Origin of the sequence: Streptomyces sp. NPDC093510 (genome assembly GCF_040683555.1) — a bacterium.
Taxonomy (GTDB): domain Bacteria; phylum Actinomycetota; class Actinomycetes; order Streptomycetales; family Streptomycetaceae; genus Streptomyces.
The window spans coordinates 194050-208419 of sequence record NZ_JBFBEE010000007.1 but is presented as its reverse complement, the minus strand read 5'-3'; the positions used below and the strand labels follow the sequence as shown (position 1 = coordinate 208419).

Annotated in this window: 11 protein-coding genes and 1 pseudogene; 10 read left to right on the top strand and 2 right to left on the bottom strand. The window is 70.8% G+C overall.

Going from position 1 to position 14370, the window contains the following annotated elements:
• Nucleotides 1-159 precede the first annotated feature (159 nt).
• The 5 genes from AB0N81_RS13605 to AB0N81_RS13585 all read left to right on the top strand — a co-directional run bounded on the left by AB0N81_RS13605 (nucleotide 160) and on the right by AB0N81_RS13585 (nucleotide 7615).
• Nucleotides 160-1617, top strand: coding sequence for a M1 family metallopeptidase (locus AB0N81_RS13605; RefSeq protein ID WP_365357971.1), 1458 nt, complete (start codon nucleotides 160-162; stop codon nucleotides 1615-1617).
• Complete coding sequence (locus AB0N81_RS13600; protein ID WP_365357970.1) at nucleotides 1614-3869, top strand: right-handed parallel beta-helix repeat-containing protein; 2256 nt, start codon at nucleotides 1614-1616, stop codon at nucleotides 3867-3869. The genes AB0N81_RS13605 and AB0N81_RS13600 overlap by 4 nt, the downstream gene beginning before the upstream one ends.
• Nucleotides 3870-4017: 148 nt before the next feature.
• On the top strand, nucleotides 4018-5202 hold the full coding sequence (locus AB0N81_RS13595; RefSeq protein ID WP_365357969.1) for a Gfo/Idh/MocA family oxidoreductase: 1185 nt from the start codon (nucleotides 4018-4020) through the stop codon (nucleotides 5200-5202).
• 123 nt (nucleotides 5203-5325) lie between these two features.
• Entirely contained in the window at nucleotides 5326-6354 is a 1029-nt protein-coding gene (gene tdh, locus AB0N81_RS13590; RefSeq protein ID WP_365357968.1) for an L-threonine 3-dehydrogenase, read from the top strand.
• A 61-nt stretch (nucleotides 6355-6415) separates the two neighbouring features.
• The gene (locus tag AB0N81_RS13585) at nucleotides 6416-7615 is read left to right on the top strand and encodes a glycine C-acetyltransferase (RefSeq protein ID WP_365357967.1); all 1200 of its coding nucleotides are present in this window, start codon (nucleotides 6416-6418) and stop codon (nucleotides 7613-7615) included.
• A gap of 72 nt (nucleotides 7616-7687) precedes the next feature.
• Here the strand turns inward: AB0N81_RS13585 and AB0N81_RS13580 are convergent, their stop codons facing one another.
• A complete protein-coding gene (locus AB0N81_RS13580; protein ID WP_365357966.1) occupies nucleotides 7688-8347 on the bottom strand; it encodes a TetR/AcrR family transcriptional regulator in 660 nt (219 codons plus the stop codon).
• Nucleotides 8348-8533: 186 nt separating this feature from the next.
• Between AB0N81_RS13580 and AB0N81_RS13575 the strand changes: the two genes are divergently transcribed.
• From AB0N81_RS13575 to AB0N81_RS13565, 3 genes and pseudogenes are all read left to right on the top strand, one after another.
• Complete coding sequence (locus tag AB0N81_RS13575; RefSeq protein ID WP_365357965.1) at nucleotides 8534-9652, top strand: serine hydrolase domain-containing protein; 1119 nt, start codon at nucleotides 8534-8536, stop codon at nucleotides 9650-9652.
• Between the two features lie 90 nt (nucleotides 9653-9742).
• Nucleotides 9743-9997, top strand: a pseudogene (locus AB0N81_RS13570) (dihydrofolate reductase family protein); the annotation flags it as partial.
• Nucleotides 9998-10244: 247 nt separating this feature from the next.
• Nucleotides 10245-11144, top strand: a complete 900-nt coding sequence (locus AB0N81_RS13565) for a LysR family transcriptional regulator (protein WP_365357964.1) — start codon at nucleotides 10245-10247, stop codon at nucleotides 11142-11144.
• Between the two features lie 150 nt (nucleotides 11145-11294).
• On the opposite strand, the gene AB0N81_RS13560 is transcribed toward AB0N81_RS13565, so the two are convergent.
• Complete coding sequence (locus AB0N81_RS13560) at nucleotides 11295-12086, bottom strand: SDR family oxidoreductase (protein WP_365357963.1); 792 nt, start codon at nucleotides 12084-12086, stop codon at nucleotides 11295-11297.
• A gap of 224 nt (nucleotides 12087-12310) precedes the next feature.
• Here AB0N81_RS13560 and AB0N81_RS13555 point away from each other — a divergent pair, with 224 nt between their 5' ends.
• Together AB0N81_RS13555 and AB0N81_RS13550 are read left to right on the top strand one after the other, a co-directional pair.
• Entirely contained in the window at nucleotides 12311-12661 is a 351-nt protein-coding gene (locus AB0N81_RS13555; protein WP_365357962.1) for a beta/gamma crystallin domain-containing protein, read from the top strand.
• Between the two features lie 817 nt (nucleotides 12662-13478).
• A complete protein-coding gene (locus AB0N81_RS13550) occupies nucleotides 13479-14342 on the top strand; it encodes an ABC transporter permease (RefSeq protein ID WP_365357961.1) in 864 nt (287 codons plus the stop codon).
• The last annotated feature ends 28 nt before the right edge of the window (nucleotides 14343-14370 follow it).

Sequence of the window (14370 nt, the reverse complement as noted above, 5' to 3'; positions counted from 1 at the left end):
GTAAGCGGTTGCTATCGGGCGCAATAGGGGTTGGAAACTTTCTACGTTCTTTCTGTGCCGCCTATGCCGGGGGGCGGGAACTGGGAGGAGGAAAGTCCAAGAAGGCTGCCATGTGAGGGTGTTGACGGAGTCAGTAAGCGATTACTACGTTGCCGCCCCATGGCTGAGAAAAGGACACCCATCGTGCGTGCCGCCATCGCGACGGCGGCCGCGGCCGCCACCCTCGCGCTCGCCGCCCCCTCGCCCGCTCACGCGGCCCCCTTCGCCCCCACCCCCGGAGCGGACGGCGTGGGCGACCCGCTGTATCCGACGCTCGGCAACGGCGGCTACGACGTCCGCCACTACGACCTCGCCTTCGACTTCACGCCGGTGACGTACGACTTCGCCGCCACCATGAAGATCCGGGCCCGGGCCACCCAGGACCTGTCGTCCTTCAACCTCGACGTCGACTCGCTCGCCATCGACGCGATCGAGGTCGACGGTGCGCGGGCGACCTGGGCCCTGCGCCCCGGGAAGACGGGCCAGGAGCTCACCGTCACCCCGGCCCGCCCGCTGCGCGAGCACCGCTCCTTCGACGTAGAGGTGACGTACCACGGCAACGGAAAGACCAAGCCGGCCGGACTGCCCGGCTGGCGCCACATGTCCGACGGCGGTTTCGCCTCGGCGGCCCAGGCGTCCCGCGCCGACACCTTCGCCCCCGTCAACGACCACCCCTCCGACAAGGCGACCTGGACCTTCCACCTCACCGCGCCGAAGGGCTGGACCCCCGCCGCGAACGGCAACCTCACCGGCCGCCGCGACGCCCCCGGCACCAAGCGGACCTGGGACTTCTCCCTCAAGTCCCCCATGGCGCCCGAGCTGTTGGGCATCTCCGTCAACAAGCAGACCTATGTGTACGGGCGCGGCCCGCACGGCGTGAGACTGCGCCACCTCGTGCCCGAGGACCAGCAGGCGAAGTACCGCCCGATCGTCGAGGAGACCGGCGGGCAGCTCGCCTGGCTGGAGAAGACCCTCGGCGTGCGCTACCCCTTCGACACGTACGGCGTGCAGATCGTCCGCGACGGCTACGGCGACGCGCTGGAGAACCAGACCCTCTCCCTCTTCGGCCCCGGCTGGTTCGAGCGCCCCACCTACTCCACCACCATGGTCCACGAGCTGACCCACCAGTGGTTCGGCGACTCCGTCACCCCCACCACCTGGCAGGACGCCTGGCTGAACGAGGGGCCCGCCGTGTTCTACGCGGCCCTCTGGGCGGAGCAGAAGGGCTTCCAGCCCATCGAGGAGAAGATGAAGGCCGCCTACGCCGAGCTCGACCAGGTCCGCAAGACCGACGGCCCGCCCGGCAAGCCCACCGGGCTCGGCGGCTTCAACATCTACGACGGTGCCGCCGTCTCCCTCTACGCCCTCCGGCAGCAGATCGGGCAGGACGAGTTCGACGCGGTCATGAAGGCCTGGCTCATCAAGCACCGGCACGCCAACGCCTCCACCGAGGACTTCGTCGACAACGCGGTGAAGGTGACGGGTGACCCGTCCGTCGGCACCTTCCTGCGCCACTGGCTCTTCGACCTCGACAACCCGCCCATGCCCGGACACCCGGACTGGGGTGCCGCGAAGTGAGACGCCGACCCTCCGCTCTCGTCGCGCTCTTCGCCGCGGCCGTGTCACTCGGCACGCTGATCGCCCCGCAGGCCGCCGCGCGGCCCGGCCCGCGCGTCCTGCACGCGGCACCGCGCGGCGGCGGCGACGCGTGCAGCGCCGCGCACCCCTGCTCGCCCATCGGCGCCCGGGACGTCGCACGCACGGTCACCGGGCACGACATACGAATACAACTGGCCGACGGCACCTACGAATTGACTGAACCACTGCACCTGGGCGCCGCCGACTCCGGGCGGGACGGGCACACGGTCACCTGGACGGCGGCGCCCGGCGCCCACCCGGTGCTCTCCGGGGGCCGCGCGATCGAGGGCTGGACGGAGAACCCGGAAGGCACCTGGACGGCCACCGCCCCCGAAGGGGTCACCCCACGGCAGCTCTTCGTCGACGGCCGCCGCGCGGTCCGGGCGCGCGGCGCGGCCTGCCCGGCCACCACCTGCGACGCCACGAAGGCGGGCATGACGGGCGCCGAGGCGACCGGGATCGCCGAGTGGCGGCGGCCGACCGGGGCCGAGGCGGTCATCAAGGTCCGCTGGCGGAACTACCGTTGCCGGATCACGGGTGTCCAGGGCGACCGCATCACGTTCGCGCAGCCCTGCTGGGCCAACTCGGCGAGCGGCACCAACCGCACGGGCCCCGCCTGGGACTCGACCACCGTCGACTCGCCCCGCTACCACGGCGTCGCCTTCTTCGAGAACGCCCGCGAACTCCTCGACGAGTCGGGCGAGTTCGTGTGGGACGCGGAGGACCGCACCGTCACCTACCTGCCACGGGCGGGCGAGAATCCGCGCCGCGCCCACATGGTCACCCCCGTGACCGAACAGCTCATGGTCCTCGACGGCGCCCACGACGTGCGCGTCGACGGCATCGGCTTCGCGTACGCCGCCTACCGGCAGCCCGACACCGACGAGGGGTACGCGGGCACCCAGGCCGGCCTCACCCTCACCGGCGCCACCGGCCCTGTCGACCACGCGGGCCGGTACTACACCAAGCCCGCCGCGGCGCTCACCGTGCGCGGCGGAGGCCAAGTGGCCGTCACGCGCGCCGAGTTCATGCACCTCGGTGGTGCGGGCGTCGTCCTCGAAGCGGGCACCAAGGACTCGTCCGTCACCCGCTCCCGCTTCACCGACCTGTCCTCCGGCGCGGCCTACATCGGCGACACCGAGCCGAAGCCCGGCCCGGAACTCGCGGGGGAGCGGAACACCTTCGCGTACAACACCGTGCGCCACACCGGAGTCGAGTACACGGACTCCGTGGGCATCTGGGCGGGATACGAGGCGGAGTTGAGCGTCGACCACAACACCCTCGACGACCTGCCCTACTCGGGGATCTCCGTCGGCTGGGGCTGGAACCAGCCCGAGGCACGCGAGTCCGTGCTGCGCGACAACCGCGTCACCGCCAACCGCATCACGAACGTCATGCGCGTCGAGCACGACCAGCACGACGGCGGCGCCGTCTACACGCAGGGCGCCCAGCCCGGCACGGTGGTCTCCGGTAACTACATCAACCGCTCGGCGTACGGCAACACTGAGCGCGACGGCAACGGCATCTACCTGGACGAGCAGTCCTCGTACATCCGCGTCGAAGGCAACGTCATCACCCGCGTCGGCTACAAATGGGTCTCCAACTGGGCCGACTACGGCATCCGCAACCACGCCACCGGCAACTGGACCGACACCGACGCACCCGCCCTCACCGGCACCGGCTCGACGATGCGGGACAACCACACGGAACTCGACCGGCTGCCCGCCGCGGCGCTGGCCGTGGCGCGGCGCGCGGGCGCCCACCCGCGGCCGGCCGAACAGCTCCGCCCCGACCTGGCGCGGACGGGCACGGCGACCCAGTCGTCGACGGACGGCGGGGCCCCGGCCGCGTACGCCGTCGACGGGGACACCAGCACCGACACCCGCACGCTCGCCGAGGAGGGCGCCTGGTGGCAGGTCGACCTCGGCGACCTGCGGCGGGTCGGGCAGGTCGAGGTCTGGAACGGTGCGTCGACGGCCACGGCGGACTTCGACGTACAGCTGTCGAGGACCGCGGACTTCACCGACGCCACGACCCGGCACGTCGCCGGGAAGGCGCTGCGTCCCACGCTCCTGGAGTTCGACGGGGGTTTCGACAGGGGTTTCGACAAGGGCGAGCCGGCCAGGTTCGTGCGGATCCGGCTCACCGGCACCGGGCGCGTCGCACTGGCACACGTGCTCGTGCATCCGTAGCGGGGTGCTCGTCCCACCGCGGCCGGGCGGCTGGACGAGCATGCACATGCCTCGACACGGGCGGGCGGGGCCGGGCAGACAGGGATCAAGCCCGTCCGCCCCACCGTCCCATCCGCAACACCTGCTCAAGTGAAGCGAAGGAAGTTCCATGACCGACCTCCGTCTCGGCGTCCTCGGCTACGGGCTGCGCGGCTCGCTCGCCCGCACCGCCCACCGGCCCGGCGCGGGCTCACGCGTCACCGCGCTGGCCGATCACGACACCACAGCCCGGGCGGCGGCGGCCGTGGCCTTCCCCGGCGCGCTGATATCCGGCGACCACCGCAAGGTGGTCGAGGCCCCGGACGTCGACGCGATCGTCGTCCTCACCCCCGACCACACGCACGCGGCTCTCGCCTGCGAGGCGCTGCGCGAGGGCAAGCCCGTCTTCGTCGAAAAGCCCCTGGGGACGAGCGTCGAGGCCTGCGACGAGATCCTGCGCACCGCCCACGAGACGGGCACACGCCTCTACGTCGGCCACAACATGCGCCACATGCCCGTGGTCCGGCTGATGCGCGACATCATCGAGCGCGGCGAGATCGGCACGGTCAAGACGGTCTGGGTGCGCCACTTCGTCGGCTACGGGGGCGACTGGTACTTCAAGGACTGGCACGCCGAACGGCGGTACACCACCGGCCTGTTGCTGCAGAAGGCCGCCCACGACATCGACGTGCTGCACTGGCTCGCGAACGGCTGCACGCGGCGAGTCCAGGCCCTCGGGGACCTCATGGTCTACGGCGACAACCCGCACCGCCGCGAGCCGGGCGAACCGAAGACGGACGACTGGTACACCAAGGACGGCCACTGGCCGCCGCACACCCAGCGCGACCTCAACCCCGTCATCGACGTCGAGGACGTCTCCCTGGTCAACATGCGCCTGGACAACGGCGTCCTCGCCGCCTACCAGCAGTGCCACTTCACCCCCGACTACTGGCGCAACTACACCGTCATCGGCGACGCGGGCCGGCTGGAGAACTTCGGCGACGGACCCGGCGGCGCGGTCAAGGTGTGGAACGCGCGCCGGTCGTCCTACCGAGGGGACGCGGACGCGGAGTACCCGGTGCCGGCCGTGCAGGACGAGGGCGGGCACGGCGGCGCGGACCCGCTGCTCATCGACGAGTTCGTACGTTTCGTACGCGAGGGAGCGCGCACCGACACGTCGCCCGTCGCGGCGCGCATGGCGGTGGCGACGGGAGTAGGGGCGACGCAGTCGCTGCGGGACGGCGGCACGCCCCGCGAGGTGCCCGGCCTCGACCCCGAGCTGACCGCCTATTTCGAACGTGGTCAGACCCACTGAACCCCAGGGCCTGAAGGAAAGCTGCGGCGGCGCTTAAGAAATCCTCGATGGACCGGGGCGCCGCCGTAGGGAAGATTCCTGTGTCGTCGGGGGAAGAAGCGACGTACGACAGGAGCCGTAGCGTTGAAGGCGCTGGTCAAGGAGAAGGCGGAGCCCGGTCTCAGCCTGAAGGACGTGCCGGAGCCGGTCATCGGCCACGGCGATGTCCTCATCAAGGTGCTCCGCACCGGGATCTGTGGCACCGACCTGCACATCCGGTCCTGGGACGGCTGGGCTCAGCAGACGATCACCGCGCCGCTCGTGGTCGGCCACGAGTTCGTCGGCGAGGTCGTGGAGACCGGCAGGGACGTCACCGACATCAAGGCCGGCGACCGGGTCAGCGGCGAGGGCCACCTGGTGTGCGGCAAGTGCCGCAACTGCCTGGCAGGACGGCGTCACCTGTGCCGCGCCACGGTCGGCCTCGGGGTCGGGCGGGACGGCGCCTTCGCCGAGTACGTCGCGCTGCCCGCGTCGAACGTGTGGGTGCACCGCGTTCCCGTGGACCTAGACGTCGCCGCGATCTTCGACCCGTTCGGCAACGCCGTGCACACGGCCCTCTCCTTCCCGCTGGTCGGCGAGGACGTGCTGATCACCGGCGCGGGCCCGATCGGCCTGATGGCGGCGGCCGTCGCCCGGCACGCCGGCGCCCGCAATGTCGTGGTCACCGACGTCAGCGAGGAGCGCCTGGCGCTGGCCCGCAAGGTCGGCGCCGGCCTCGCGCTGAACGTGGCGGAGTCGACGATCGCCGACGGCCAGCGCGAGCTCGGCCTGCGCGAGGGCTTCGACGTCGGCCTGGAGATGTCCGGCAACCCGCGCGCGATGCGCGACATGGTCGCCAACATGACCCACGGCGGCAAGATCGCCATGCTCGGCCTGCCCGCCGAGGAGTTCGCCGTCGACTGGTCGCGGATCGTCACCTCGATGATCACCATCAAGGGCATCTACGGCCGCGAGATGTTCGAGACCTGGTACGCGATGTCGGTGCTGCTCGAAGGCGGCCTCGACCTGGCCCCCGTCATCACGGGACGGTACGGCCACCGCGACTTCGAGGCCGCCTTCGACGACGCGGCGAGCGGCCGCGGCGGCAAGGTCATCCTCGACTGGACCGCCTGACCACCGCCCTGCGCACCGGCCCTCCGCCCCTTGAACTCCTGAACTCCTGAAGGAACCAACCATGTTCGACTCCGTACGCGAAGACCTCCAGGCCACCCTCGACGAGATCCGCACCGCCGGCCTGCACAAGCCCGAGCGCGTCATCGGCACCCCGCAGTCCGCGAAGGTCGCCGTTACCTCCGAGGGCCGTCCCGGCGAGGTCCTCAACTTCTGCGCGAACAACTACCTCGGCCTCGCCGACCACCCCGACGTCGTCGCCGCCGCGCACGAGGCCCTGGACCGCTGGGGCTACGGCATGGCCTCCGTCCGCTTCATCTGTGGCACGCAGGAGGTTCACAAGGAGCTGGAGGCGCGCCTGTCCGCGTTCCTCGGCCAGGAGGACACGATCCTCTACTCCTCCTGCTTCGACGCCAACGGAGGCGTCTTCGAGACGCTGCTCGGCGCGGAGGACGCGGTGATCTCCGACGCCCTCAACCACGCGTCGATCATCGACGGCATCCGGCTGTCCAAGGCGCGCCGCTTCCGGTACGCGAACCGGGACATGGCGGACCTGGAGCAGCAGCTGAAGGAGGCGTCCGAGGGCGGCGCCCGCCGCAAGCTGATCGTCACCGACGGCGTCTTCTCCATGGACGGCTACGTCGCCCCGCTCTCCGACATCTGCGACCTCGCCGAGCGCTACGACGCCATGGTCATGGTCGACGACTCGCACGCCGTCGGCTTCGTGGGCCCCGGCGGCCGCGGCACCCCCGAGCTGCACGGTGCGATGGACCGCGTCGACATCATCACGGGCACCCTGGGCAAGGCCCTCGGCGGCGCCTCCGGCGGCTACGTCGCGGCCCGCGCCGAGATCGTCGCGCTGCTGCGCCAGCGCTCGCGCCCGTACCTCTTCTCCAACACGCTCGCCCCGGTGATCGCGGCCGCCTCGCTGAAGGTCCTCGACCTGCTGGAGTCGGCGGGCGACCTGCGGGAACACCTCGCCGCCAACACGGCTCTCTTCCGCTCGCGGATGACCGAGGAGGGCTTCGACGTCCTGCCCGGCGACCACGCCATCGCCCCCGTCATGATCGGCGACGCTGCCGTGGCCGGACGGATGGCCGAACTGCTCCTGGAGCGCGGCGTCTACGTGATCGGCTTCTCCTACCCCGTGGTCCCGCAGGGCGCCGCCCGCATCCGCGTCCAGCTCTCCGCGGCCCACTCCACGGAGGACGTGAACCACGCGGTCGACGCGTTCGTCGCTGCGCGGGCCGAGCTGGAGGGCTAGACCGTTTCCGACTGCGTCACCGCGAAAGGCCCGACCTGGCCGACCGCCGGCCGCTGACCGCCGGCCGGTCGGCTAGGTCGGGCCGACCGCGGCCTCGATATGGGCGAGCTGCGCGGCGAGGATCTCCTCGAACGCGGCACGGCGGTCCGCCCCGAGGGGACGGACGTCGCGGGCGAAGTGGGCCAGGGTCGGGAAGCGTTCGGGGTCGGCCCCCAGAACCGCCACGCGGAACAGCTCCATGCCCTGTTCGTACTCTTCCGGTGTGACGGTACTGGCCCCGGCCTCGGAGGAGATCAACGCGGCGATGAGGACCGCGATCCGGTGATAACGCCCCGGGATCTCCTCGTCGGGCAGCCCCGACGCGCGCAGGGACCGCAGCACCTCTTCCATGACCAGCCGGGAACCGGTGCCACTCGATGCGTAGCGTCCCCAGACCGCGGCGAGCTGAGGCTGCTGCCCGAAGGCCTCCCTCACATGCAGGGCCAGGGAGGTGATGCGCTGCTTCCAGTCGCCCTCGGCGCGATAGTCGTCCATCGCGGCCAGCAGAATCCGGTCGGCGACCGCGCGCATCAGCTCGGTCTTGCTGCGGAAGTGCCGGTAGAGGCTGGAGGAATCGGTCCCGAGGGCCGCGGCCAGTTTGCGCACGCTGAACGAATCCGCGTCGCCCGTGCGCAGCAGCTCCGCGGCCGCATCCAGGATCTCTTCGGTCGACCAACGCCTTCGGCCTGTCATCTTGCTCCTCTCGCCCACTCTCATCCTATCCGTGCGTGTGAAGTAGTGCACTTGGTGTTGCACGCACCGCGTGCATAATGAGGACATGGGTGTGCCGGGCGGACCGGGATGCCCTTCGTGCCCCGTTGCCCGGGCCGAGCGGCCGACGCGGCGCGCACCCCCGGGGATGACGAAAGGACGTATGCCGTGAGGAAACCACTGGATCCCACCGAGCTGAGTGCCGCCCTGGAAAACGTCCACCGCGCCGGGATACCGGGCCTGTTCGCCGAGGTGCGTGACAGCGACGAGGTCTGGCGCGGCGCCGCCGGGGTCGCCGATGTCGTCACCGGCCGCCCCGTCACCGCCGACATGCGGCACCGGGTGGGCAGCATCACCAAGACCTTCACCGCGGCCGCGGTTCTCCAGCAGGTGGAGAGCGGCCGGATCGGACTCGACGCGCCGATCGGCCGGTATCTTCCGAAGCTGGTCCCCGGAGAGCGCGGGGACGTGATCACCGTTCGGATGCTGCTCGACCACACCAGCGGCCTCGCCGAGTATCTCCCCTACGCCTACCCCTCCCTCAAGGCGCTCCCCGTCGTGGCGGACACCGGGCCCCAGAGTCTGGACGACCACCGGCTCACGCGGTTCGACCCCGCCGAACTGATCGAGATGGGAGTCACCGCGCCGGCCGTCGGCACTCCGGGCGGCACGCCGGGCGTGTACTCCAACACCAATTACCTGCTCCTCGGCGAACTCCTGGAAGAGGTGACCGGCACCACGGCCGAGCAGTACATCACCCGGAACGTCATCGAGCGCGCCGGACTCCGCGACACCGAACTCCCCACCGGACCGTACGTCGACGGACCGCACTCGCAGCTCTACGAGGCGTGGTTCGGCATGATCGACCCGCCGCGCGACTACAGCGTCTACGACATGTCATGGGTGGGTCCGGCAGCCGCGCTGATATCGACCGTCTCGGACCTCAACCGCTTCTTCGGCATGTTGCTGGCCGGAGAGATCGTCGGGCCGTCGTCGCTGGCGCAGATGCGACGCACCGTCCCGGTCATCTCCCAAGAGGGAAGGACGATCGACTACGGCCTCGGCCTGCACCCGATGCAGGGCCCCGGTCAGGACATCTACTGGGGCCATGGCGGCATGGTCTGGGGTGGTGGAGCACTGGCCATGACCCGTGCCGACGGCAAGAGGCAGATGGCTGTCGCGGTGAACCTGCAGAGGTGGCACAGGCTCGACTCCTCCGGCAAGCCGCAGCCTCACCCCATCGACGACGCGCTCGCCGCTCTCTACCGCGTGGCGATGTCGGACTGACCGGACCGAGTCCCGCGGCGTCCGGCTGTCGTACCGTCGAACCCAGCGCTACCGGGAGGACTTCTGATGCGCAGGGTGACCTGCTCGATGGGCGTCTCGGAGGAGATCGAACGGTTACGGGCCGAGCCCGGGAAGGGCGACATCGCGATCGGCGGCGCGCGCCTGGCCGCCGAGGCGGCGGCGTCGGACCTGATCGACGAGTACCGCCCCCGTATCCACCCGGTCCTGGTCGGCGGCGGCATCCCGTACTTCCCCCGCCATGAACGCCGAGCCAACCTGGAGCTGATGGAATCCCACGCCTTCGCTTCGAAGGTGGTCCGCCTCCGCTACCGAGTCGCACGCTAGGGCTGCGCCACGTTCGGCCCCCTCCGCCCCCTCCGCCCCCTCCGCTCCCTCCGGCGCCCTCGGGGGAGGGGGCGCGAGGCTGAGTTTGTTCAGGGGCGCGGGGAACTGCGCGCCGGCCCCAACCCGCCCGCGGGTCACGCCAAACGCAAGCCCCCCAAGGCGCCCCTGGGGTCACCGGCCGGCGCCGCCGCGGCGAGGGCCCCGCCCCACCGCTACGGATGAGCCCCCCGTAGGGGAGAATCACCGCATGATCGAAGCACGGCGCCTGCACATCCTCCGTGCCGTGGCCGACCACCGCACGGTCACGGCCGCCGCCGCCGCGCTCTACCTCACCCCGTCCGCCGTCTCCCAGCAGCTCACGGCCCTGGAGCAGGAGACCGGCCACCGCCTGGTCGAACGGTCCGCGCGAGGCGTCCGGCTCACGGCGGCGGGCGAGATCCTGCTGACGCACACCAACGCGGTCCTGGCCCAGCTGGAGCGCGCCGAGGCGGAGCTCGCCGCGTACAGCTCCGGTGAGGCCGGCACCGTGACCGTCGCCGCCTTCGCCACCGGGATCGGCCTGGTCGTCGCCCCCGCCCTGGCCCGCCTCGCCTATTCCGCCCCCGGAATCCGCGTCCGCGTCCAGGACGCGGAGGGTGACGCGAGCCTGCCGATGGTCCTCGACCGGCAGGTGGACGTCGCCGTAGCCGTCGAGTACCGGGGCGCGCCGGGCGCGGACGATCCGAGGCTCACCCGCGTCCCGCTCTACGCCGAGCCCTTCGACGCGGTGCTCCCGCTCGGCCACCGGCTCGCGGACGCGGAACGCGTGGCCCTGGCGGAGCTCGCCAAGGACGCGTGGATCGGCCCCTTCGCAGGCAACCCCTGCCACGACGTGGTCGTCCTCGCCTGTGAACAGGCCGGGTTCCAGCCGACGTTGGAGCATTGGTCGGACGACTTCAGGGCGGTGGTGGCCCTCGCGTCGGCCGGCGCGGGAGTCGCCCTCGTGCCCCGCTCGGCCCTGCGGGGCATGGACGTGTCCGGGGCGGTGGTGCGCCCGGTGGAGGGCGCGGCCCCCACGCGCAGGGTGTTCGCGGCGGTGCGGTGCGGCGCGGAGGGGCATCCGCTGATCCGCCCGGTACTGGACGCGCTGGGCGACGCGGCGGCCTGAGAACGCACCGAGCCGTCGTAGCACCCTGGGCCGTCGCACCGCCCTGGGCCGTCGCACCGCCCTGGGCCGTCGCACCGCCCCGGGCCGTCGCAGCACCCCGGGCCGTCGCAGCGCTCCGGGCCGCACCGCCCCGAGGCGCGCCGCCCCAAGTCACACCGTCTTGACGGAGTTGCCGTCGATGACGTGATCCGCCCCGGTGATGCCGGCGGCGACCGGTGACCCCAAGTACGCGATGAGCGCGGCGACTTCGGCCGGCCGTACGATCCTGCCGATGACCATGCCCGCGGTCTCCGGGAGGCCGTCGATCAACTGCTCCTGAGGCAGGCCCATGGACGCGGCGAGCTGCGCCCCGTATCCGTCGGGGCCCTCCCACATGTCCGTGCGCACGGGGCCGGGCGAGACGGTGTTGACGCGTACGCCCCGCGGCCCGAACTCCTCGGCGAGCGCCTTGCCGAACGCGGTCAGCGCGGCCTTGGCGGTGCTGTACGTGACCGGTCCTGCGTGCGGGGTCCTGGCGCTGGTGGAGGAGACGTTCACGATGGCGCCGCCACCGCCGAGGGTGAGGTGGGGGAGCGCGGCCCGTGCGGTGCGGACCGCGGCGAAGAAGTTCAGGTCGAACGCGTCGTGCCACTGCTGCTCGGTGCGGTCGAGGAAGCCGCCCGTCCAGCCCGCGTCCGCGTCGCCCCCGCCGACGTTGTTGACGAGGAGGTCGAGCCCGCCCAGTTCGGCCTCGGCACGGTCGACCAGGCGTGCGGGGCCGTCGGTCGTGGACAGGTCCACGGTGATGCCGGTCGCGCCGGGGGCCGCCAGTTCCGGGGTGATCGTGCGGGCGGCCGCCACGACACGCATGCCCTCGTCGAGCAGCGCGGCCACGGTGGCCAGTCCGATGCCCCGGCTCGCCCCGGTCACGAGGGCGGACCTGCCGGTCAGCTGCAGATCCATGAGTCCCGCTTTCGTCGTTTTCGGCCTTTACTGGAGGCCCGATTCGGCCAAAACCCCCAAGATGCTCCCGATCAGGACATTTGGGGGCCCGTTTCGGCCGTGGGTCAATAAGAAGATTGCCATGTACAGGAGTCTTACAGGATCGTCGTCGTGCAAGCGCGAAACGAGTCCCGGTAATGGCCTCGTAAAGCGGTCATGTACGGGCCGGAATGAGGAGAACTCGAATGTCGAGAACCAAGAGGATCGCGCGTTCCGCAGCCGTGGCGCTGGCCGCGGCGGCCGCGTTCACCATGACGATGCCCGCAGGCAACGCATTCGCCATCGACCACGTCGAATGCCGCGGCGGCGAGAACTTCTTGAAGATCTGGTCGCACAGCGGCGGCCGTCAGAGCGTGGACTGCTACGCGAACCGCGGGCGGACCTCCTTCGGCGGGTGGTGGGTCGACAGGATCTCCACGGGCAACAACGACCTGATCTACTACGACGCCAATGGCGACTCGGTGAAAATAAACCGGTGGACCGACATCACGTTCCCGAGCCGCCCGCCGAAGGTGAACGACATCGAAATCCTGTGACGGCTCGATGACTCGATGACGCGATGTCCCGGAGGTCCGGTGGTCATATCCGCACCATGGCTATTCTCGGATTCTGAATTCCCGGTGGCATTCGTGTGACGCCGGCCGCGCCTTTACCGGGCGCGGCCGGTATCGGCGTTATATGGGCTCCCCCCTGATCCTCCTCCTCTCGGACCTCCCCCCCCGTCCGCGCATCCGTTACTGTGCCTCGCCTGCGGTTCGCCTGCGGTTCGTCTGTGGGGCGTGGTCTGGCGGGGGCGCCTTGGGCGGGTCCTGTGCCTGCGGTTCGTCGGTGGGGCGGGGCCGCGGGGGTATGTACGTACTCGCTATCCCTGCGTCACGCCTCAAGTCCAAAGACGCCACAGTGTGCTCGGTGCTCCGTGCGCACATACCCCCACGTCCCCTCCGGCCGGTTTCGCGGCTGCGGCCCGGTGGGGGTTGCCCGCGCCCGGTCCCACGTCCCCTTGGGAGCGCGTGCGGCTGCGGCCCGGCGGGGGTGTCTGAGTCCGGTCCCACGTCCCCCTTGGGAGCGCGTGCGGCTGCGGCCCGGTGGGGGTGTTTGTGGCCGGTCCCGCGTCCCCTCGGGGAGAGTCGCGGCTGTGGCCCGGTGGGGGTACCCCCGTGTGACTCCCGCAGGGCGGGTCCCAGGGTGCGCGGTCCTGCGCGGCAAGAACTCGGGTTCGGCCTCTTGACCCTGCGGTCAGCCAGTCATTAGCGTGGCGGGCGGTCTACCAGAAAGCGCTTTCTGATCCCGCACCGGTCCACGCAACTGTCTCCCAAGTTCGCCGCACGCCAGGGAATGTCAGGGGAGTTCACCGTGAGTCAGAGCGCACTGTCGACAACTCCCGTGCAGACGGCGGGCGTTGTCGACCGACAGCGGCCGGACATCCGGCAGCGCGCGGCCGAGGCGGCCGAGAAGAGCTGGCGTCCCCTCGCGCTGCTGGTCGTCTGCTTCGTCGTCTGGTGGCTGGTCGCCGCCACCGAGATGGTCGAGGCCTATCTGGTGCCCTCGCCCGGCGCCACCCTCGACGTCATCCTCGACAAGCCCGACTACCTCTGGCAGCACAGCTGGGTCACGACGTACGAGACCCTGATCGGTTTCGTCATCGCGGTCGCCGTCGGCATCCTCTCCGCCGTCCTGATGGTCGCGTCGACGACGGTCGAGAAGACCCTCTACCCCATCCTCCTCTTCGCCCAGGTCGTCCCGAAGATCGCCATCGCCCCCCTCTTCGTCGTCTGGCTCGGCTTCGGCATCGCACCGAAGATCCTCATCGCCGTCCTGATCGCCTTCTTCCCCGTCGTCATCTCGATGGTCACCGGACTCAAGGCCGTCGACCCCGAGATGCTGCAGCTCTCCGCCACCATGGGCGCGCGGCCCTGGCAGACCTTCCTGAAGATCCGCTTTCCGGCGTCGCTCCCGCACCTGTTCTCCGGCCTGAAGGTGGCCGTGACGCTCGCCGTCACCGGGGCCGTCGTGGGCGAGTTCGTCGGCGCGAACGAGGGCCTCGGCTATGTGATCCTCCAGGCCAACGGCAACCTCGACACCCCGATGCTCTTCGCGGGCCTGCTCGTCATGTCACTGATCGGCGTGGTCCTGTTCGTGCTCGTCGAGATCGCGGAGAAGCTGCTGCTCCCGTGGCACGCGAGCCGCAGGGACCAGACGGCGACGACCGCGTACTGAACGGTACTGAACGATCGTCACGTCGCCC

What these genes read in the sequence shown, in the direction of transcription:
- AB0N81_RS13605 (WP_365357971.1), top strand. Translation starts at nt 160, where the DNA reads ATGGCTGAGAAAAGGACACCCATCGTGCGTGCCGCCATCGCGACGGCG.
- AB0N81_RS13595 (WP_365357969.1), top strand. Translation starts at nt 4,018, where the DNA reads ATGACCGACCTCCGTCTCGGCGTCCTCGGCTACGGGCTGCGCGGCTCG.
- AB0N81_RS13585 (WP_365357967.1), top strand. Translation starts at nt 6,416, where the DNA reads ATGTTCGACTCCGTACGCGAAGACCTCCAGGCCACCCTCGACGAGATC.
- AB0N81_RS13580 (WP_365357966.1), bottom strand. Translation starts at nt 8,347, where the DNA reads ATGACAGGCCGAAGGCGTTGGTCGACCGAAGAGATCCTGGATGCGGCC.
- AB0N81_RS13565 (WP_365357964.1), top strand. Translation starts at nt 10,245, where the DNA reads ATGATCGAAGCACGGCGCCTGCACATCCTCCGTGCCGTGGCCGACCAC.
- AB0N81_RS13560 (WP_365357963.1), bottom strand. Translation starts at nt 12,086, where the DNA reads ATGGATCTGCAGCTGACCGGCAGGTCCGCCCTCGTGACCGGGGCGAGC.
- AB0N81_RS13555 (WP_365357962.1), top strand. Translation starts at nt 12,311, where the DNA reads ATGTCGAGAACCAAGAGGATCGCGCGTTCCGCAGCCGTGGCGCTGGCC.